Annotated in this window: 16 protein-coding genes and 1 pseudogene; 3 read left to right on the forward strand and 14 right to left on the reverse strand. The window is 42.1% G+C overall.

Features of this window, described 5'->3' with window-relative positions:
* Nucleotides 1–217: pseudogene (locus E0H81_RS07650) on the forward strand (IS982 family transposase); the annotation flags it as partial.
* A gap of 12 nt (nucleotides 218–229) precedes the next feature.
* On the opposite strand, the gene E0H81_RS07655 reads toward E0H81_RS07650, so the two are convergent.
* The 6 genes from E0H81_RS07655 to E0H81_RS07680 all read right to left on the reverse strand — a co-directional run bounded on the left by E0H81_RS07655 (nucleotide 230) and on the right by E0H81_RS07680 (nucleotide 6167).
* Nucleotides 230–496, reverse strand: a complete 267-nt coding sequence (locus E0H81_RS07655) for a hypothetical protein (RefSeq protein WP_131317896.1) — start codon at nucleotides 494–496, stop codon at nucleotides 230–232.
* Nucleotides 497–870: 374 nt separating this feature from the next.
* Nucleotides 871–1155, reverse strand: a complete 285-nt coding sequence (locus E0H81_RS07660; RefSeq protein ID WP_131317898.1) for a hypothetical protein — start codon at nucleotides 1153–1155, stop codon at nucleotides 871–873.
* Nucleotides 1156–1677: 522 nt separating this feature from the next.
* Nucleotides 1678–3333 (reverse strand): cyclohexanecarboxylate-CoA ligase, encoded by a 1656-nt coding sequence (gene aliA / locus E0H81_RS07665; RefSeq protein ID WP_131317900.1) that lies wholly within the window; start codon nucleotides 3331–3333, stop codon nucleotides 1678–1680.
* A 52-nt stretch (nucleotides 3334–3385) separates the two neighbouring features.
* Nucleotides 3386–4543 carry a cyclohexanecarboxyl-CoA dehydrogenase gene (aliB, locus tag E0H81_RS07670; RefSeq protein WP_131317902.1) on the reverse strand — a complete coding sequence of 386 codons (1158 nt, stop codon included), beginning with the start codon at nucleotides 4541–4543 and terminating at the stop codon, nucleotides 3386–3388.
* Nucleotides 4544–4553: 10 nt separating this feature from the next.
* On the reverse strand, nucleotides 4554–5336 hold the full coding sequence (badI, locus tag E0H81_RS07675) for a 2-ketocyclohexanecarboxyl-CoA hydrolase (RefSeq protein WP_131317904.1): 783 nt from the start codon (nucleotides 5334–5336) through the stop codon (nucleotides 4554–4556).
* A 63-nt stretch (nucleotides 5337–5399) separates the two neighbouring features.
* On the reverse strand, nucleotides 5400–6167 hold the full coding sequence (locus E0H81_RS07680) for a glucose 1-dehydrogenase (RefSeq protein WP_131317905.1): 768 nt from the start codon (nucleotides 6165–6167) through the stop codon (nucleotides 5400–5402).
* A gap of 457 nt (nucleotides 6168–6624) precedes the next feature.
* On the opposite strand from E0H81_RS07680, the gene E0H81_RS07685 reads away from it, so the two are divergent.
* The gene (locus tag E0H81_RS07685) at nucleotides 6625–7107 is read left to right on the forward strand and encodes a MarR family winged helix-turn-helix transcriptional regulator (protein WP_131317907.1); all 483 of its coding nucleotides are present in this window, start codon (nucleotides 6625–6627) and stop codon (nucleotides 7105–7107) included.
* 121 nt (nucleotides 7108–7228) lie between these two features.
* Here E0H81_RS07685 and E0H81_RS07690 read toward each other — a convergent pair whose 3' ends face one another.
* Nucleotides 7229–8500, reverse strand: a complete 1272-nt coding sequence (locus tag E0H81_RS07690; RefSeq protein WP_131317909.1) for an MFS transporter — start codon at nucleotides 8498–8500, stop codon at nucleotides 7229–7231.
* Nucleotides 8501–8869: 369 nt separating this feature from the next.
* Here E0H81_RS07690 and E0H81_RS07695 point away from each other — a divergent pair, with 369 nt between their 5' ends.
* On the forward strand, nucleotides 8870–10093 hold the full coding sequence (locus E0H81_RS07695; protein WP_131317911.1) for a CaiB/BaiF CoA transferase family protein: 1224 nt from the start codon (nucleotides 8870–8872) through the stop codon (nucleotides 10091–10093).
* A gap of 66 nt (nucleotides 10094–10159) precedes the next feature.
* Here E0H81_RS07695 and E0H81_RS07700 read toward each other — a convergent pair whose 3' ends face one another.
* The 7 genes from E0H81_RS07700 to E0H81_RS07730 form a co-directional block, all read right to left on the reverse strand.
* A complete protein-coding gene (locus E0H81_RS07700) occupies nucleotides 10160–11344 on the reverse strand; it encodes an MFS transporter (RefSeq protein WP_131317913.1) in 1185 nt (394 codons plus the stop codon).
* A gap of 38 nt (nucleotides 11345–11382) precedes the next feature.
* Entirely contained in the window at nucleotides 11383–12669 is a 1287-nt protein-coding gene (locus E0H81_RS07705; protein WP_131317915.1) for a DcaP family trimeric outer membrane transporter, read from the reverse strand.
* 54 nt (nucleotides 12670–12723) lie between these two features.
* Complete coding sequence (locus E0H81_RS07710; protein ID WP_131317917.1) at nucleotides 12724–13380, reverse strand: 3-oxoacid CoA-transferase subunit B; 657 nt, start codon at nucleotides 13378–13380, stop codon at nucleotides 12724–12726.
* On the reverse strand, nucleotides 13377–14048 hold the full coding sequence (locus E0H81_RS07715) for a 3-oxoacid CoA-transferase subunit A (protein WP_131266210.1): 672 nt from the start codon (nucleotides 14046–14048) through the stop codon (nucleotides 13377–13379). The genes E0H81_RS07710 and E0H81_RS07715 overlap by 4 nt, the downstream gene beginning before the upstream one ends.
* Nucleotides 14049–14087: 39 nt before the next feature.
* A complete protein-coding gene (locus tag E0H81_RS07720; protein ID WP_131266209.1) occupies nucleotides 14088–15365 on the reverse strand; it encodes an MFS transporter in 1278 nt (425 codons plus the stop codon).
* Nucleotides 15366–15648: 283 nt separating this feature from the next.
* On the reverse strand, nucleotides 15649–16848 hold the full coding sequence (locus tag E0H81_RS07725; RefSeq protein WP_131317919.1) for an acyl-CoA dehydrogenase: 1200 nt from the start codon (nucleotides 16846–16848) through the stop codon (nucleotides 15649–15651).
* A gap of 31 nt (nucleotides 16849–16879) precedes the next feature.
* A complete protein-coding gene (locus E0H81_RS07730; protein WP_131317921.1) occupies nucleotides 16880–18034 on the reverse strand; it encodes an acyl-CoA dehydrogenase family protein in 1155 nt (384 codons plus the stop codon).
* Between the last annotated feature and the right edge of the window lie 50 nt (nucleotides 18035–18084).

Below are 18084 nucleotides of genomic sequence, written 5' to 3' on the forward strand. Positions count from 1 at the left end.
GCAGGCTATTCAACTATCTGCATCAAATGGATATCACTTAAAACAGCGTAATAAGATAGAAACGTTATTCAGTTTACTGAAAGGACAATACAATTTAGTAACGAGTAGAGCACGTAGTATGCATGGATTTCTTAGTGGTATTTATGCATCGTTATGTGCATATCAATTATGTCATCAGAATAAGCCAACAATTCAAATTATGGAATCGTTGGCTTAAACAGGATTCGGGTTAAAATAAGCGTTTAGTCTTCTTTTTAAATTTAAGCATATCGGTTTGTTTTATCACTCTGAATACTTTTCCAGTTCCGGGATGAGTGAAAATATTATCTTTATTTAGATTAAATACTTTTTCACTAATGACGATTTTGGGCAAAGCCATCCAATTTAAATTTTTGCCATCGTTTCTTAAATTTTTTTCAAAGACTTGTTCAACGATTATTTCTGTGCCGCAACTGCTTATCGCTTTTACTTCTTTCAAAATGAGAATTTTAGACATTTCTATAACCTTATTATTATTTTTCTCCATAAATTATAGAAAGGCATTTATTTTACTATGTTAAGTTTATGTGCTTATTTGTGATTAACTTTACATATTGGGTAAATTAATTTAAATAAATCACAAAACTGTGTTTTTTAATGCTGCATTATTTTTAGGTTTAACTGCAAAAACAGAAAATTGGATAACAAAAGAGCCTTCTTTCATGAGAGCTTTTATTTAAATCTCGACCAATTTGAATCAGGATAAATTTGCACTCTAAATCTATCATCACCCAATTAATTTATACACGGCCTTAAACTCAAACCATTAATTTTGCATAATTTATAAATCAAATAAATACAGTAATTTGTGATTTTTATTATATAAAGCGATTAAATAACAACTTCAGTCTTAAACTGAGGATGCTGTACTCGATAGAGAGCCAAGGCTTCCTTTTCCTTACCTAAAAACGCTTTTGGCTCTTGCTCCCATGTGGGTTTACAACTATCAAAATGTGTATTGTTAATTGTCCAATCGGAAACTAGACCATAAATAAAAGACTGATCTGCAAACACTAATTTTGATTGGCTACCAGTTTCACTTTTAAAAACCTTATGGGTGGGTAAAGATCCAAACACATGAAAGTGAGTGTACAAATATTTATAAGTAAGATTCATGGTAAAAGTATTCTCCGCTATATTGAACTATAACAGGAAAGTGCAGGCATCATCACAGGTAAAATCAAATCAGAGACTATAAAAAGCCATAATTTAATCAGGTTAAATCAATAATAGCTGATTGCCTATATTTGCCATACCGCTTGTGTAAGCAGATAAAACTTTATTATTGAAGGGATTTAATCACAGTCAGCACAATCAAACTCTAAATGACCTGAATTCTAGTCTCAAATCAATTTTATTTTATTGAATTTATTCATACAAATACATTGGATAATTTTAGAATAATATATTTTTATTTTGATATATCTAAGCTGAGAATTATGTGTGAGTTCTACCCTATTAACCCTACAAATAAACAGTAAAAAATCTCAGTAAAAATAATTGTTTTTTAATTTATGAAAATGATCTGGTTAAATAATCATATTATTCGCTATTTATTTTAGTTTTAAAATCATTTTTATAAAAACCCCTGACTTAAATGATTTAATTTCAGGGGTATATTGATAAATTTCTAAGCAATTAACTCGCTGAAGCAATATGATTGGCCAGAAGTTCGCGAAGCTTAAACTTCTGAATTTTTCCAGACGGCGTCATCGGAATATCTTCCCAAATCTCTAAACGCTCAGGAATATATTGCACTGCCAGATTATGGGTTTTCAAGAAGTTAACAATATCGCTGAGTGCCAGTGGCTGTGCCGGATCTTTGAGCTTGATAATGGCACAGGCTCTTTCGCCCAATCGTTCATCGGCATAGGCAACCAGTGCCACGACGGCAATATTCGGGTGTTTATAAAGCAGTGATTCAATTTCCGCTACTGGAATATTTTCTCCACCGCGAATAATCACATCTTTTTTACGTCCCCAAATCCGGATATAGCCTTGCTCATCCTGATAGGCGATATCTCCGGTATCAAACCAGTCGTCTGCATCGGTATCATTTAAATGTGCACGCTTTAAATAACCGCCAAAACTTGAACATGAACGAATCATTAATCGTCCCGGTTCATTGAAGGGCTTAATCTCCCCCGCTTTATTGACGATTTTGATTTCTACACCCGGTAAAGCAATCCCATCGGTGCTAAAAGAACGTTCATCATCATCTTCAGGTCGTGTGGTGGTGATTGCGCCACATTCGGTCATGCCCCAGGCGGAAATCACTTTAACGCCCAAAGTTTCCCGTGCTTTTTGGACTAACGGCCCTGGAATTGGTGCGCCGGCACATAAGAAGGTTTTCAGGCTGCTGACCTGATCATGCTGTTCTGCAACGGTCGTGGACAGATCGTTCAGAAATGGTGTAGAGGCCATGGTAAAGCTGACCTGATGCTGATGAATTAAATCGACTGCTTGCGATACATCCCAGACATCTTGCAAAACCACTTTGGCATTCAGTTCAATCGGCATCATCAGGCCATACATAAAGCCGGTTTGATGCGCCATTGGTGAAGCCATTAACACGACATCATTTTGATTTAAATGCAGTCGTTTTGCATAGGGAACGATGTTGGAAAATAAGGTATTCGCCGTATGCATCACCCCTTTCGGCTCACCTGTGGTTCCCGAGGTGAAAATGAGCTGGGTAATATCATCGGGACTGGCCTCAAGCTGATCTAAGCTTGCAACGGCTGATGGATTCTGCTCAAGCCCATGATTAACCAGTACCCGATCAAAATTATTATCTTCAAGACCATTCACCACCACAACATGCTGCAATGTCTCAATTTTAGTCTTTAAGTGATTTGCCAGCTGTTCATGATCAAAATTACGGAAGCTTTTCGGTACGATGAATACTTTGGCTTCTCCATGTTTCAGCATAAATTCCAGTTCACGCTCACGGAAAATGGGCATCAATGGATTCAGTACCGCGCCTATACGACTGCAGGCCAGATACAGCAAGGTAAATTCCCACCAGTTCGGTAACTGGCATGAGACCACATCATTTTTAGCCACGCCCAATTGCTTTAAGCCCAAAGCAATTTTATTGGTTGTATTCCAGAGATCCTGATAGCTAAATACCTGCTCAGTTTTATGTTCCATTTTAAAACTGACCAGTGCGGTTTTATCCGGATTCTGGTCTAAGGCCTGACGCAGAGAATCCATAATTGTTTTATTTAACCAGTAGCCTTCTTTCAGCATCTTGTCTTTTCTGGAAGCTATAAGAACTGCATCGAATTCCATTCGGTCACTCCTAATTTTAATTATATGGGCTGAGTCTTAGTCTATATAAGAGCTAAGCCGGTACCGCTTTTCGTCCTGCTTTTTTACGCGCAATAATGGTTTTCATAATTTGCGCAGTACCATCACCAATCTGAAAGCCCAATACATCCCGCATGCGTTGTTCCATCACACCGCGGTCATATCCCGCATGGCCAAAGGTCAGCAAGCATTGATGAATCACATCATAGGCCAGTTTTGGCCCCCACCATTTACACATCCCGGCTTCGGAAGTGTGAGGAAGATGATTGTCTTTGAGCCATAAAGTTTGCAGACACAATAATCGTGCTGCTTCTACCTGAGTTTCATACTCTGCCAGTGGATGCGAAACCCCTTGAAAAGCACTTAAGGGCTGACCAAATGCTTCACGTTGCGCTGCATATTCCCAGGCTTCATCCAGACTAACCCGCGCAACGGCCAACACCTGTAAACCAATCAGGGCACGTGAAAAGTCAAAGCCCTGCATGACTTGCACAAAGCCCTTGTTTTCATCACCCAGACGGTGATTGACTGGAACCCGGACATTATCAAAGAAGATTGAACCGCGACCAATGGCACGTTGACCATGACAGTCAAAACGCGTGGTACTAATTCCCGGTAAATCCATCGGAACCAGTAATGCTGTCACGCCATGGGCTCCATCTTCATTAGCACCCGTACGGCCAAACACTACGGAAGCATCGGCCTGATCGGCAGCGGAAATCGAGGTTTTTTCACCATTAAGCACATACTCATCGCCGTCACGGTCGATTTTTAAACGTAAGTTCGCAGCATCTGAACCACCACGTGGCTCGGTTAAGGCAATCGAAAAAATCGCTTCACCCGCGGTCAATTTTTTCAGCCAAGGCTCCACCACTTCAGGTTGACCATGTTCAGCCAAAATCTGACCATTTAAAGAGGCTAGTAAATTAATATATGAAAAACTTAAATCTGCTTTGGCCACTGCCTCATGAATAATGCCTGCCGCCAGACGCCCCATTCCTTGACCGCCGTACTGTTCAGGAAGTTCCGGTGCAATAAAGCCCATTTCACCCATTTTTTTGACCAAGTCACGGTCAAACACCCGACTTTGATCGCGTTCTAAAAAACCGGGTGCAATATATTTTTGTGCAAACTTTTCAGCAGTTTCTGCTAAAAATTCTAAGTCTTCTGTAATATAAGGATTTTTAGTCATGCTTTTTTCCTTATTTATAGAACTTACGAAATTCAGGTGGGCGTTTTTCTTTCAGTGCATTGACACCTTCACGTGATTCTTCCGTGTCGTAATACAATTTCAGTGCATACATGCCCATCCCGGCAATTCCGGCCTGATGTGCGGTATCCATATTGAAGCTACGTTTGGCAATGGCGATGGCAGTCGGACTACGCTGACAGATTTCTTCTGCCCAGGCCTGTACTTCCGCATCCAGTTGATCTGCAGGCACACATTTATTGGCCAGTCCCATTTCAACTGCTTCTTGCCCTGTATAACGGCGGCACATATACCAGATTTCACGGGCTTTTTTCTCACCGACCACGCGAGCCAAATATGCTGTGCCATAACCTGGATCGACTGAACCCATTTTAGGACCCACTTGACCGAAAATCGCTTTATCTGAACAAATGGTCAGGTCACAAATCGTCGCCAAGACATTTCCGCCACCAATGGCATAGCCTTGTACCCGTGCAATCACCGGTTTAGGCACATCACGCATTGCGGTATGCAGTTCTTCCATAGGCAGACCAATAGTGCCACGACCGTCATAATTACCATCATGCGCAGACTGGTCACCGCCGGTACAGAAAGCACGATCACCGGCGCCAGTGAGTACAATCGCACCCACTTCACGGTCATAGCCTGCCTTGTTTAAGGCTTTGATCAATTCGTCACACGTGGTGCCACGAAAGGCATTCATTTTTTCTGGACGATTGATGGTGATCCAAGCCACACCATTTTTTACTTCGTATAAGATATCTTCAAAATTCATTTTTATAACTTCCTGTACTCATCTATCTGACTTTTATTTCTACTTACGGGTGATCAGGTTTGCTTAACCGTTCATGGTTAAACCGCCGGAAACACTTAACACCTGTCCGGTAATAAAGCTCGCGTCATCACTTAAAAAGAAGGCAATTGAAGAAGCCAAGTCTTCGGGTTGACCCAAGCGACCCAGTGGAATCGCACGTACAAAGGCCTCACGTAATTTTTCTGGGTTTGAAGCGCCTTCAGTCACACCTGCCAGTAAGGCAGTATCGGTAGGACCCGGACAAATCACATTAATTTTGATGTTGTTGCGAGAATGCTCACGTGCCAGCGTTTTAGAAAATGCAAGCAGTCCGCCTTTACATGCGGCATATACGGCTTCACCCGAAGAACCAACCCGTGCAGCATCAGAGGCAATATTGACGATACTTCCAGAGTTGCGCTCCATCATGCCTTTCAGAACAGCAAAGTGCATATTCAGCATACCGACCAGATTAATCTGAATCAGTTTGTCCCATTCTTGCGGATTGCTTTTGACAAAGGGTTTGAAAATGTCCCAGCCTGCGTTATTGACCAGACCATCAATCGGGCCAAGCGCTGTTTCTACTTGCTGTACGGCCTGCTCCACCACATCGCTTTGGGTAATGTCACACTGCACGGCCAAAGCTTGACCATTCTGATGATTAATCTCCTGAGCCAATTTTTCTGCGGCTTCAATATTCATATCAAAGATCGCAACTTTGGCACCTTCTTCAGCCAGACGGCGACAGGTTGCCGAACCAATTCCACCTGCACCACCGGTGACAATCACGACTTTATCCTTCAGCCCTTTCATTTATATCTCCCTACGCTGTTCTTGTCTAAATTCTTATCTAATTCTGCTTGGCTATTGTTGATGTAACGCCTGTGATATCTAAAATAGGATTAGAAAGCTTTTATGTCAATATATTTACATAAATTATATTTATAAATATATTTAATTTAACTAAATCAATTATTTATTATTTTAATAAATTAAATACATTGACACATATTGTCTTTACTCTTAAATTTCAGGAGTAAATCAAAAGTTTATTACAGAATAAATAAAGCTGAATGAAATCGAGTTTTGATTTCAGTGCATCCACTAAAACCAGCTCAATGAATAGGAAACATGATGATTTTTAAAATTAATGCAAACCTGGTTTGCTTGAGCTGTACATGACAATAGCAATCTGGAATTTGATTTATGATTGAGAGCTATAAGGTATACTCTTGTTTATTTAGACGTTTTAATCTGGGTGGTGTTTAGAATGAGTGATGCTCTACCAAAGAATTATGATCAATCCTTATACTCTGCCCACAATAGGCTTTTTTTTAGATTGTTTCAGGTCGGCAATACACTCGATCGGCAGTGCTCGAATGAATTGGGAATTTCTCCTGTACATTGGGCCGTTCTGGGGGCTTTATCTCGACCGCATGTGAAGTCGGGAATGTCATTTTCCGACTTGACTGAATATCTTGGGGTAAGCCGTCAAAACCTGGATGCAGTTTTAAAACGGCTGGAACGTGACGGCCTAGTACAACGAATCATTGATGAACATGACAGACGTGCAAAAAATGTCGCACTTACTGCAGATGGTGTTAAAGCCTGGGATAAGTCACAAGTCGATTTTTTCAATTTTTATGGACAGGCTTTAAACAAGATTACTTTTGATGATGTGGTGACCTTGATTCACCTTCTCAATAAAGTGAACGATGGGCTTAAAAGTATTAAAATCGGGCACGAAGCTTAAGATCACTAGAAAAATTAACAAAGTAGAAAAATCAAAAAAATGGCGACCAGACAGCTTAATGAATATTTAAAAAAAATGAGCCTTTTTAAGGCTCGTTTTTTTACTTTATGTCTAGCGCTTACTATGATTTTTGCGGGTCATATTGACGATCTTTGATAAAGATCCCCGATACCGCGCCACATAGGAAATATGCACCGCCCATAATCAAGAAGCCCAGGCCAATTGATCCACCGCTTGCTGCTGCCCCGATAATTGCAGGTGCGAACATGGCTCCAATACGTCCGGCATTATAAGCTCCACCGACTGCTGTACCACGAATAGAGGTCGCAAAACTTTCGGTCATATAAGTGGCATTGATCGCATAAGGAATACCATAAAGGAAACCGAAGAAAATCAGTAAATAGGCAATATTGTCCGGTGTATTAAATAACACAATCACCGGCAGAAAGATTGCTGTGCCAATTGCGCCAAAGGCAAATACAAAGCGTCGCCCTAAGCGGTCTGCAGCAAAACCGGCCAAAACTTTACCGAAAATCATGGCGACATAAGTGCCAATCATATAGCCGGCCATCGATTTGAAATCCATATGTAGTTCAGACTCCAGATAGGCAGGCATCCAGTTGTTGACCCCATAATAACCAAACTGCAAAAAGCCGGCGGTAAAAATCCACAGAATAAACATTCTGCGGTTTCGAGGGTCTGCAAAAATTTCCTTGGCTGTACTCTTTTTGATAGGTTGATTTGCCGTAGTCTCGGCAGGCGCATATAACCGTTGCAGTCTGGCACGCTGCCAGGATTCTGGTTCCGGAACCAGTTTCTGAATAAAGATGGCGAGTACAGACGGAATAATTGCGACAAAGAACAGCATTCGCCAACCGTAGTCTGGAATAATCCAACCGGCAAGCAAGGTCGCCACAATATAGCCCACAGTCCAACCGGCCTGTAAGGTTCCCAATACCGTCGTTCTGTATTCTGTTGGAACATACTCCGCCATCAGTGTATTGGCGGCAATATAAAGAGAACCAATACCAAAAGCGGAAAGAAAACGTAATACCGCGAATTGTTCAAAATTTTGAGTGAAGCCGAGTGCCGCAGTTAAAATTGAAAAAATAAGGATAGAAATGACCACGGTACGCACACGACCCAGGCGATCGCAGGCCCATCCTCCAATAAAACCACCCACCGCCATACCACCGAGGGTGAAACTTCCAAGCGTTCCTGCCTGCAAATTGGTCAAACCAAATTCAGCTTTCAGACTGTTTAAACTAAAAGACAGCAACAGCATGTCTGCACCATCGACCAATAAGGCTAAAAAAGCAAATACAAAAGCTATTTGCTGTGTCCTTTTCGTGGTGGGCTTGATTTTTTCTAACGCTCTAGTTAAATCCGTCATAGGTTAAATATCCTTGTTGTTCCCTATCCCTTGTTTATTGTCCAGTTTGCATATCGCTCAACCATTCTCTGGATGAATGCTTTTTGACTATGTATATCTAACTATCCATAGTTCAAATCGTTACTTTACAGCTCCTGTTTTTCTAATGATTCTTTAGTGATCATGTTGATCCCATCTTGTTTTGAATAATTACTCTAAATTTGATTTAGGGTAATAAAGATATTGTGAATATTCAACAAAATTCGATAAATAATTTTGTTATACGAAATAAGTTACCGTAAAGTTGATTGTTAAGTCGTTTTAATATAGTTTTTATATGATTAATGAAAATTAAATAACATTGAATAAGATAAGACAGGGAGCGTAACAATGGGTGCTTTAACAGGATTTCGCGTATTGGACTTAAGCCGTATTTTAGCCGGTCCTTGGTGCAGTCAAATTCTGGCCGATTTAGGTGCAGAAGTGATCAAAATTGAGAAACCTGATCATGGCGATGACACGCGCATTTGGGGACCACCTTGGCTAAAAAATGATAAACAGGAAGACACGCATGAGTCGGCTTATTATCTCTCTGCCAATCGCGGTAAACATTCAGTAGCAGTCGACTTATCTACCCCTGAAGGCCAGAGTATTATCAAAAAACTTGCTGAACAGAGTGATGTGGTGATTGAGAACTATAAAGCCGGATCTTTGAAAAAATATGGTCTGGACTATGAAAGCCTGAGTCAATTGAATCCACGGTTGGTATATTGCTCGATTACCGGTTTTGGACAACATGGGCCACGCGCGCATGAACCGGGTTATGATTTTATTGTACAAGGTATGGGCGGCATGATGAGCGTTACGGGTGAACGTGATGATCTGCCGGGCGGCGGCCCGCAAAAAGCCGGTTTGGCCTTTGCAGACCTGACCACCGGTTTATATTCTGCGATTGCGATTCAGGCGGCTTTACTGTCCCGGGAAAAAACCGGCGAAGGCCAGCATATTGATATGGCTTTGCTGGATACCCAAGTTGCTTCCCTTTCCGTGCTGGCCATGAATTATCTAACTTCAGGCAAAGTACCGGGTCGCTTTGGTAATGCGCATGCCAATATTGTGCCTTATCAAGTCTTTAAAGCGCAGGAAGGTGAATTTATTATTGCCTGTGGCAATGACTTGCAGTTTAAAGCCTTATGTCAGGCCGTTGGTTTGGCTAAGGTGGCAGAAGATCCGCACTTCTTGAAAAATTCAGGACGTGTCACACATCGTGAAGAACTGACCACAATTCTACAGGCTCATTTTTATACTCAGCCAGCTAAAACTTGGGTCGATCTGATTCATGCGGTTCAAGTACCGGTAGGTATGATTAATGATTTAAAACAGACCTTGGAAGAAAAACAGGTGCTTGCTCGTGGGATGGTGATTCAAATGCCGCATACTTTGCGCGAAGATTACACCTCGATTGGTTCTCCGATTAAACTCTCCAAAACGCCTGTGGAGTATAAGAAAGCGCCACCATGTTTAGGCGAAGATACCGATGCCATCTTGAGCCAGTTTTTAAGCGCGGATGAAATTGAGGAATTTAAAAACAAAAAAGTGATTCAGCAGCGATAGAAAATTTTCAGAAAAACAAAGGAATCGTAAGATTCCTTTGTTTATAGGTGGCTTATACAGCTGTGCTTATACGGCTGAAGCCTGCATGTGTTTGCGGTCTAATACATCAAAAAACACCGTCATTAAACTAAAAGCTAAACCTACGATACAGCAGCCGCTCCATCCCCAATGATACCAGGCATATAATCCGGCCATGGAGCCAACAGCAGCCCCCATAAAATAGATAAACATATAAATAGAATGTTGTCTTGAACGCGTTTCATCGGCTGAACGTAAAATCAAACTCTGATTTAGCACATGTATCATCGAAAGTGCCGAATAGCCGCAGAGCAAGCCAAACACATAGGCCAGTAGTGAGTGTTGTGCGAAATATAGCAGCAACCATTGAATGATAAGCAAGGTACAGCCGAGCACTGCCACAAATTTTTCTTTGCTCTGATCAATTTGTTTACCCGCCCATTTTGTTGCAAATACACCAGCAGCTCCGACCAATCCAAAAAAGCCAATATAAAGTTCCGAGAATGAATAAGGCGGATTAGCCAACACAAAAGCCATGGTACTTAAGGCAAGAATCATGGAGGCAAACGCCGTGGCACCTACGCAACTGCGACGGATGAGTTGTGGCGAATGCATGGCTATACTGAACATGGATTTATAAATCTGCAGCAGTTTCAGATTTTTATTCGATGCTGCAGGAACAGGTAATTTAAAATACATCACTACAGCTAATAATATAATGAGTAAGCCGCTGCTGAGATAAACCAGGTGCCAATCGGCAATAGTGGTAATAATCCCGGCATAGGAACGTGCCAGTAATATCCCTAAAAATAGTCCACTCATCAGTGTGCCAATAATTTCCGACATTTTTTCCGATTCAACAATGCTGGAAATAAAAGGAATCAAGACTTGAGAGGCAATCGAGAAAGTGGTGGCAATAAAGGTGAAAAAGTACAGGCTCCACAACTGCTGCGAAAATGAAATACAAATTTGGGCCAAACCGCAGATCACCATTAAACTAATGATGATTTTACGTTTGGAATATTTATCTCCCAAAGGGATCAGGACAATCAGGCCCAAAGCATAGGCAAACTGGCTAATGACAATGGTCACCGCTGACTGTTCAACTGTCACACCAAGCGACTTGGCCATCGCATAAATGAGCGGCTGGTTATAATAGTTGGAACCGGCACAAACCCCGCAAGTGATCGCCATAATTAGAATAAAGCTGCGGCTAAATAATGATTGACTCATGAGATCTGTGCTTTCCGTCCGATGTTTCAAATTAACGGTTAGAATTTATATTGTGCAGACAGGTTTACTCGTGAAATATCTGCAGTTTTTCCTTCAAAACTTTCACGCTCCCCCAGATGATATTCCACGCCCAAATCGACATAAGGACGTGGGGTATAAATCAGGTTGATGGCATGATCGGTTAATTGTTTGTTATTGGTGATATTTGCTGTTGCTTTTGCATAAGCACTATCATCTTCAAATTTCATCAGTGATGTCGCAATATTGCCACGCCATTGATCATTGAATTTATGCGAGTAGCCTAGAGTCAAACTGTCAAACTCATTCAGCAAGAGTGAGTTATTGTTCAGATCGACAGAATAATCTCCGCCCATTGCTGCACCATCACTGCTCGAGCCTTGTGGGACGGTGGTGTAAGACACAAATTTCTGATCGCCTTTGACATGGTAATAATTGGCTTGAACAGACTGTTTAGGAGTAAATTTATAGCGCGCGCCTAAGCCCATGCCCCAGCTCACTTTATCAATATCACGCTTATCCACTTCAGCGCGTTTCTCATTAATGAAACCTTGACCCATCAATAATATGGCATGATTCTTGTAAATATATTTTGCTGTTAATGCCGGTAACTCAGAGCTGCGATCGCTTGCATATTCCAAAGCTAACTGTAATTTATTTGCGGCATTAAAATTGATATCACGACGGACTTGCGGCAAGCGTGCAGTGGAAACCCCTAAAAACTGGGTGTAGTCGATACTTTCAGTCATGGTTTCCATATTTGACATCAATGACCAGGTTTGACCAAATAACCAGTCATCAAAATTCACATAGGCATGACGGATTCTGAGCTTGCCATCGCCTTTACCATTATCGACCCAGAAATCGGCTTCCAATTTGGCTTTCACATCTTCACGGCCTGCCAGATTTTTAATATCCATACCAATACGTGATGCTGCAATGGTGAAATCAGAGCGCTTGCCTTGAGCTGCATCAAACGGTACTTTATTAATCTGATTTGAAGTTCGGCCACGCGCAGCCGTGGTATCTTTAAAGTCTACCGCACCGTCTAAACGCAAAATTCCATAAACATCAACATTATCTGTCCAGCTGCCGGTGTTTTTTTGCGATGCAGATTTGAGCTCGGTATTTAACTGTTGCTGCTGCTGAACCAGTTGAATATTGGTATTTTTTTGCGCAGATACTTCCTGTTTTAAACGCTGTAATTCTGCTTCTAGAACATTAATACGCTGCTCTGTGGTCGAAGTTTCGGCAAAAGAAGTCCCTGTCACCGCAGCGCAAGCTGCGGCTAAAATTAATTTTTTCATTATCTTCCTTAATAAATCAAATCAATGCTTTTAAAATATGGTTTTAAAATAAATTTATGCTGCGGTTCTCGCATCAATCAAGATACAGCCGGTTTTTTGCTGCAGTTCTTCAAAACTCAAACCTTCTACAATTTCTGTCACAAAGGCTTGATTGTCTTTTAAGTCAATAATGCATAAATCGGTATAAATCCGGTTCACGCAATTTGCACCGGTTAAAGGATAAGTCAGCTCATTCACGATTTTAGGTTCGTTGTTTTTGGTCAGATGTTCCATACAGACATAGACACAGCGTGCGCCCACTGCCAAGTCCATTGCGCCGCCCACCGCAGGAACGGTATCTGCAGAACCGGTATGCCAGTTGGCCAGATCGCCATTCACAGCGACCTGAAACGCGCCCAGAATACAGATGTCTAAATGACCACCGCGCATGATGTCAAACGAGTCTGCCGAGTGCATAAAACTGCCACCACCCAGCATGCTGATCAATTCCTTACCGGCATTGATCAAGTCATCATCTGCATGTTCTTTAGAAGTTAAGGCACCAAAACCTAAAACCCCATTTTCTGAATGCAAGATAATTTCATGTTCAGGTTTTAAATAACCCGCGACTTTGGTTGGCAAGCCAATACCCAAATTGACATATGAACCCGGTGCAATATCATGGGCAACGCGTTCTACAATTTGTTCACGGCTGCGTTTTTGGATTGTCATTTAATATCTCCAACTTTAACGACGTGCTGAACAAAGATGCCCGGTGTAACAATCACTTCCGGATCTAACTGACCCAATTCAAGCACTTCATGAACTTGAGCAATCGTGGTTTTAGCTGCTTTGGCCATGAGTGGACCAAAGTTTCGAGCTGCTTTTCGATAGACCAGGTTGCCCCAGCGATCGGCCTGATGGGCATAAATTAGGGCATAATCCGCATGAATGGGATATTCCAGCACATAATTTTTACCATCAATACAGCGCGTTTCCTTGCCTTCCGCAATTTTGGTGCCATATCCGGTCGGTGTGAAAATCGCCCCTAAGCCGGCACCTGCAGCCTGAATCCGGCAAGCCAGATTGCCTTGCGGAACCAAGTCCAATTCAACTTTTCCGGCTTTATATAAATCTTCAAAAACAGTGGAGTTGTTAGCTTTAGGAAACGAACAAATCATTTTTTTAACCAAGCCAGACAGCAGTAGATTGGTTAAACCACGGTCACCCGAAGCCGCATTATTATTAATAATGGTTAGATCTTTCGGACCAAAATCAATCAGCGCTTCAATCAGCTCAATAGGCTGTCCTGCCAAGCCAAAACCGCTGGTCATAATGCGTGCACCGTCTGGTATTGACTTAAGCACTGTCTCAATATCCGTTGTGACTTTATTAATCATGCTGTTCCCTAACACTGTATATACGTTTGAAGAATTAAATTAGTCTGCTTTTTGTGGATCGAATAAACGATCTTTGATAAAGATGGCAGGAATTACGCCACACAGGAAATAAGCCACGCCCATAATCAGTAAGCCTGTACCAATTGAACCGCCCTGTGCAAAATAACCAATGGTGAGGGGTGCCAATACCGCGCCTAAACGACCGACGTTATAGGCCCCGCCGACTGCCGTGCCACGAACTTTGGTCGAAAAACTTTCAGTCATGTAGGTCGCGTTAATACCGTATGGAATGCCATATAAGAAACCGAAGAACAACATCAGCCATAAGATATTGTCAGGCGTATTACCAAAGACGATGATGGGAATAAAAATGGCTGTACCGACCGTACCGAAAGTAAATACTGCGCGGCGGCCTATTTTATCGGCAATGATGCCTGCAATGACTTTGGTACACATCATGATCAGGAACGTACCAATCATATAGGTCGTCATTTCTTTGAACTTAATTCCCAGATCTGACTCTAAATATGCCGGTAACCAGTTACTGACACCGTAATAGCCAAATTGTAAGAATGCCGTACTGAATGACCACAAGATGAACATGCGGCGGCTGAGGGCATCTTGAAAGACCATTTTGAAAGTATTTTTAGGTTTTTCTTCAACAATGCCACTGGCTTTTGCAGCCAGACGTTTACGACGAGACTCAACCCAAGATTGCGGTTCAGGCACCAAGAAATACATGGCTACGGCAAGAACGATTGGAATAATGGAAATGTAATATAAATATCTCCAGCCAAACTCTGGCAATAACCAGCCTGCTAAAAGCGTTGCGACCACAGAACCCAAAGTCCATCCCGTCATCAAGCCTGCCAATATGGTAGAGCGGTATTTGGTCGGAACATATTCAGCCATCAAGGTATTACAGGCGATATAAAGTGCGCCTAATCCAATGGCGGAAATAAAACGCAACCATTTAAATTGTTCATAGCTTTCTGCAAAACCGAGCCAGCAAGTCAGCAGGGAAAATAAGGCAATTGCCACAACAATGACGCGTACCCGACCAAAGCGGTCACATGCCCAGCCACCGAAAAAGCCGCCAATGGCCATGCCGGCAAGCGTCCAGCTACCTAAAGCACCCGCTTGCAGGCTGGTTAATGAAAATTCCTGTTTTAAACTGGTCAAGCTGTATGAAAGGAATGCGATATCTGCGCCATCCACCAGCAAGGCTAAAAAAGAAAAAATGAATGCGATAATCCATATTTTCTTCTTGGGTGCCTCGCTATTGTCCAATACAAGCGGTTCTGAACTAACTGTCATCAGATATTCCCTATTGTTCTTCAAGCACTCCTGTGCTCTACAAATTTTTTTAAAAATTTATCGGCTATTTAGGCATGAATGAAACACTTGATTCAGCTGTGTCCCGACTTTAAATAGCCTGTTAAATATGATATTAATAAACCATTTTTCGATCTAAAAAACAATAATACTAAAATAGAATTTCTTATAGCGAAATAAAATTATCAATATTGATTTTTAGTTTTGCTTAATAATACAATTAAAAATAAGCCAGTAAAGAAATTACTGGCTTATTTGCATTGCATTAATTACAGAATGCAGCAATGCCTGTTTGTGCACGACCTAAAATCAAGGCATGCACATCATGGGTACCTTCATAGGTATTCACCACTTCCAGATTGACCAGATGACGCGCCACACCAAACTCGTCGCTAATGCCGTTTCCGCCGAGCATGTCACGTGCCAGACGTGCAATGTCCAGTGCCTTGCCGCAGTTATTGCGCTTGATCAATGATGTGCCTTCAACTGATGCAATGCCTTCATCTTTCATGCGGCCAAAACGTAAGGCAATCTGTAAGCCTAGGGCAATTTCTGTCTGCATATCCGCCAGTTTCTTCTGAATCAACTGATTGGCAGCCAATGGGCGGCCGAACTGCTTGCGATCCATGGTGTATTGATGTGCGGTATGCCAGCAGAATTCCGCAGCACCCATTGCGCCCCAGGCGATGCCGTAACGTGCACTATTGAGACAGGTAAATGGGCCACGCAAGCCACGAATTTCCGGGAAGGCATTTTCTTCAGGAACAAAGACATTATCCATCACGATTTCACCGGTAATCGAGGCCCGTAAGCCGACCTTACCGTGAATCGCTGGAGCAGATAGCCCTTCCCAGCCTTTTTCCAGAATAAAGCCGCGGATCTCGCCGACATTGCCCTCTTTCGATACTTCTTTCGCCCAGACCACGAATACATCGGCAATCGGGCTGTTGGTAATCCACATTTTCGCGCCACTTAAACGATAACCACCATCGACCTTTTTGGCACGAGTAATCATGCTGCCTGGATCAGAGCCGTGATCCGGTTCGGTTAAGCCAAAGCAGCCAATGTATTCACCTGTTGCTAGTTTCGGTAAATATTTCTGTTTCTGTTCTTCAGAGCCAAATTCATTAATCGGCACCATCACCAGCGAGCTTTGTACACTGGCCATTGAACGGTAGCCTGAATCGACATATTCAATTTCACGTGCCACCAGGCCATAGCTGACATAGTTTAAGCCTGCTCCACCGTACTGTTCAGGAATGGTGGGGCCTAATAAACCCAGCTCGCCCATCTCGCGAAAAATTGAAGCATCAGTTTTTTCATGACGGAACTGTTCAAGTACGCGAGGCAACAATTTTCCCTGGCAATAGGCATGGGCAGAATCGCGGATCATGCGCTCTTCTTCAGTCAGTTGCTGCTCAATTAAAAACGGGTCTTGCCAGTTAAATTTAGTTTTCGAAGTCATATTTTATAGTCCAAAAAATTTAGATCTGTTGTTATGCTGTGGCTTGTTTAATCATTTCACGCGCAATAATAATTTGCTGAATTTGTGTGGTGCCTTCATATAAGCGGAACAAACGTACGTCGCGATAGAAACGTTCAATTGAATATTCACTGATATAACCCGCACCGCCATGAATTTGTAAGCAGCGATCTGCAACACGGCCACACATTTCAGTCGCAAACATTTTGGCGCAAGAGGCTTCTGTCGTCACATTTTGGCCTGCATCACGTAAACGCGCAGCATCCATGACCATACATTTTGCGGCATAGATTTCAGCTTTAGAATCTGCCAACATGCCCTGAATCAGCTGGAAATTGGCAATTGCTTGACCAAACTGTTTACGTTCAACTGCATAATTTAGTGCATCTTCCAGCATACGTTCTGCCATACCGACACTGTAACCGGCAATATGCAAACGGCCTTTATCCAGTACGCGCATCGCAGTTTTAAAGCCAATACCTTCAACACCACCAATCAACTGATCTTGATGCACGCGGCAATTATCAAAAATTACGTCACAGGTATAAGAGCCGTGCTGCCCCATTTTTTTATCAATTTTTCCTAAAGATAAACCGGGTGTGCCTGCTTCGACTAAAAATGCAGAAATGCCGCTGGCACCTTTAATCTCTGGATTGGTACGCGCCATAACGGTAAAAGTTGTCGCACGTGGCGCATTGGTAATAAAGCGCTTGGTTCCGTTTAAAATATAATGATCGCCATCTTTGGTGGCCGTGGTTTTTAAAGAAGCTGCATCTGAACCTGAATCTGGTTCAGTTAAACAGAATGAACCAATATATTCACCGCTGGCATAGCGCGGCAAATATTTTTGTTTTTGTTCTTCAGTGCCATCAATCAGAATACCGCTAGAACCAATACCATTATTGGTGCCAATTAAAGAACGGAAAGCAGCCGAGGTTTTACCCAATTCCAGTGCCACTAAAATTTCTTCTTCCATGGTAATGCCCAAACCACCATATTCTTCCGGAATGGTTAAGCCAAATAAACCTAGCTCTTTCATCTGATTGACAATATGTTCAGGAATGGCGTTGCTTTCTTCCACCTCGTGCTCCAACGGCACAAGTTCATTTTTTACAAAATTTCGAATCGTTTCTAAAAGCTGTTCAAGCATTTCTGGATCACGGATCATGTTCTACTCCATCTGTTCATTTTTACGGTAAATTCCTTTACCTTTTTTAA

The sequence above is a fragment of the Acinetobacter terrestris genome, from assembly GCF_004331155.1.
GTDB lineage: Bacteria > Pseudomonadota > Gammaproteobacteria > Pseudomonadales > Moraxellaceae > Acinetobacter > Acinetobacter terrestris.

Coding starts and splice junctions, on each gene's coding strand:
- E0H81_RS07730 (WP_131317921.1), bottom strand. CDS start 18,034: ATGATCCGTGATCCAGAAATGCTTGAACAGCTTTTAGAAACGATTCGA.
- E0H81_RS07690 (WP_131317909.1), bottom strand. CDS start 8,500: ATGACGGATTTAACTAGAGCGTTAGAAAAAATCAAGCCCACCACGAAA.
- E0H81_RS07695 (WP_131317911.1), top strand. CDS start 8,870: ATGGGTGCTTTAACAGGATTTCGCGTATTGGACTTAAGCCGTATTTTA.
- E0H81_RS07655 (WP_131317896.1), bottom strand. CDS start 496: ATGTCTAAAATTCTCATTTTGAAAGAAGTAAAAGCGATAAGCAGTTGC.
- aliB (WP_131317902.1), bottom strand. CDS start 4,543: ATGACTAAAAATCCTTATATTACAGAAGACTTAGAATTTTTAGCAGAA.
- E0H81_RS07710 (WP_131317917.1), bottom strand. CDS start 13,380: ATGACAATCCAAAAACGCAGCCGTGAACAAATTGTAGAACGCGTTGCC.
- E0H81_RS07705 (WP_131317915.1), bottom strand. CDS start 12,669: ATGAAAAAATTAATTTTAGCCGCAGCTTGCGCTGCGGTGACAGGGACT.
- E0H81_RS07685 (WP_131317907.1), top strand. CDS start 6,625: ATGAGTGATGCTCTACCAAAGAATTATGATCAATCCTTATACTCTGCC.
- E0H81_RS07720 (WP_131266209.1), bottom strand. CDS start 15,365: ATGACAGTTAGTTCAGAACCGCTTGTATTGGACAATAGCGAGGCACCC.
- E0H81_RS07660 (WP_131317898.1), bottom strand. CDS start 1,155: ATGAATCTTACTTATAAATATTTGTACACTCACTTTCATGTGTTTGGA.
- E0H81_RS07715 (WP_131266210.1), bottom strand. CDS start 14,048: ATGATTAATAAAGTCACAACGGATATTGAGACAGTGCTTAAGTCAATA.
- E0H81_RS07680 (WP_131317905.1), bottom strand. CDS start 6,167: ATGAAAGGGCTGAAGGATAAAGTCGTGATTGTCACCGGTGGTGCAGGT.
- badI (WP_131317904.1), bottom strand. CDS start 5,336: ATGAATTTTGAAGATATCTTATACGAAGTAAAAAATGGTGTGGCTTGG.
- E0H81_RS07725 (WP_131317919.1), bottom strand. CDS start 16,848: ATGACTTCGAAAACTAAATTTAACTGGCAAGACCCGTTTTTAATTGAG.
- E0H81_RS07700 (WP_131317913.1), bottom strand. CDS start 11,344: ATGAGTCAATCATTATTTAGCCGCAGCTTTATTCTAATTATGGCGATC.
- aliA (WP_131317900.1), bottom strand. CDS start 3,333: ATGGAATTCGATGCAGTTCTTATAGCTTCCAGAAAAGACAAGATGCTG.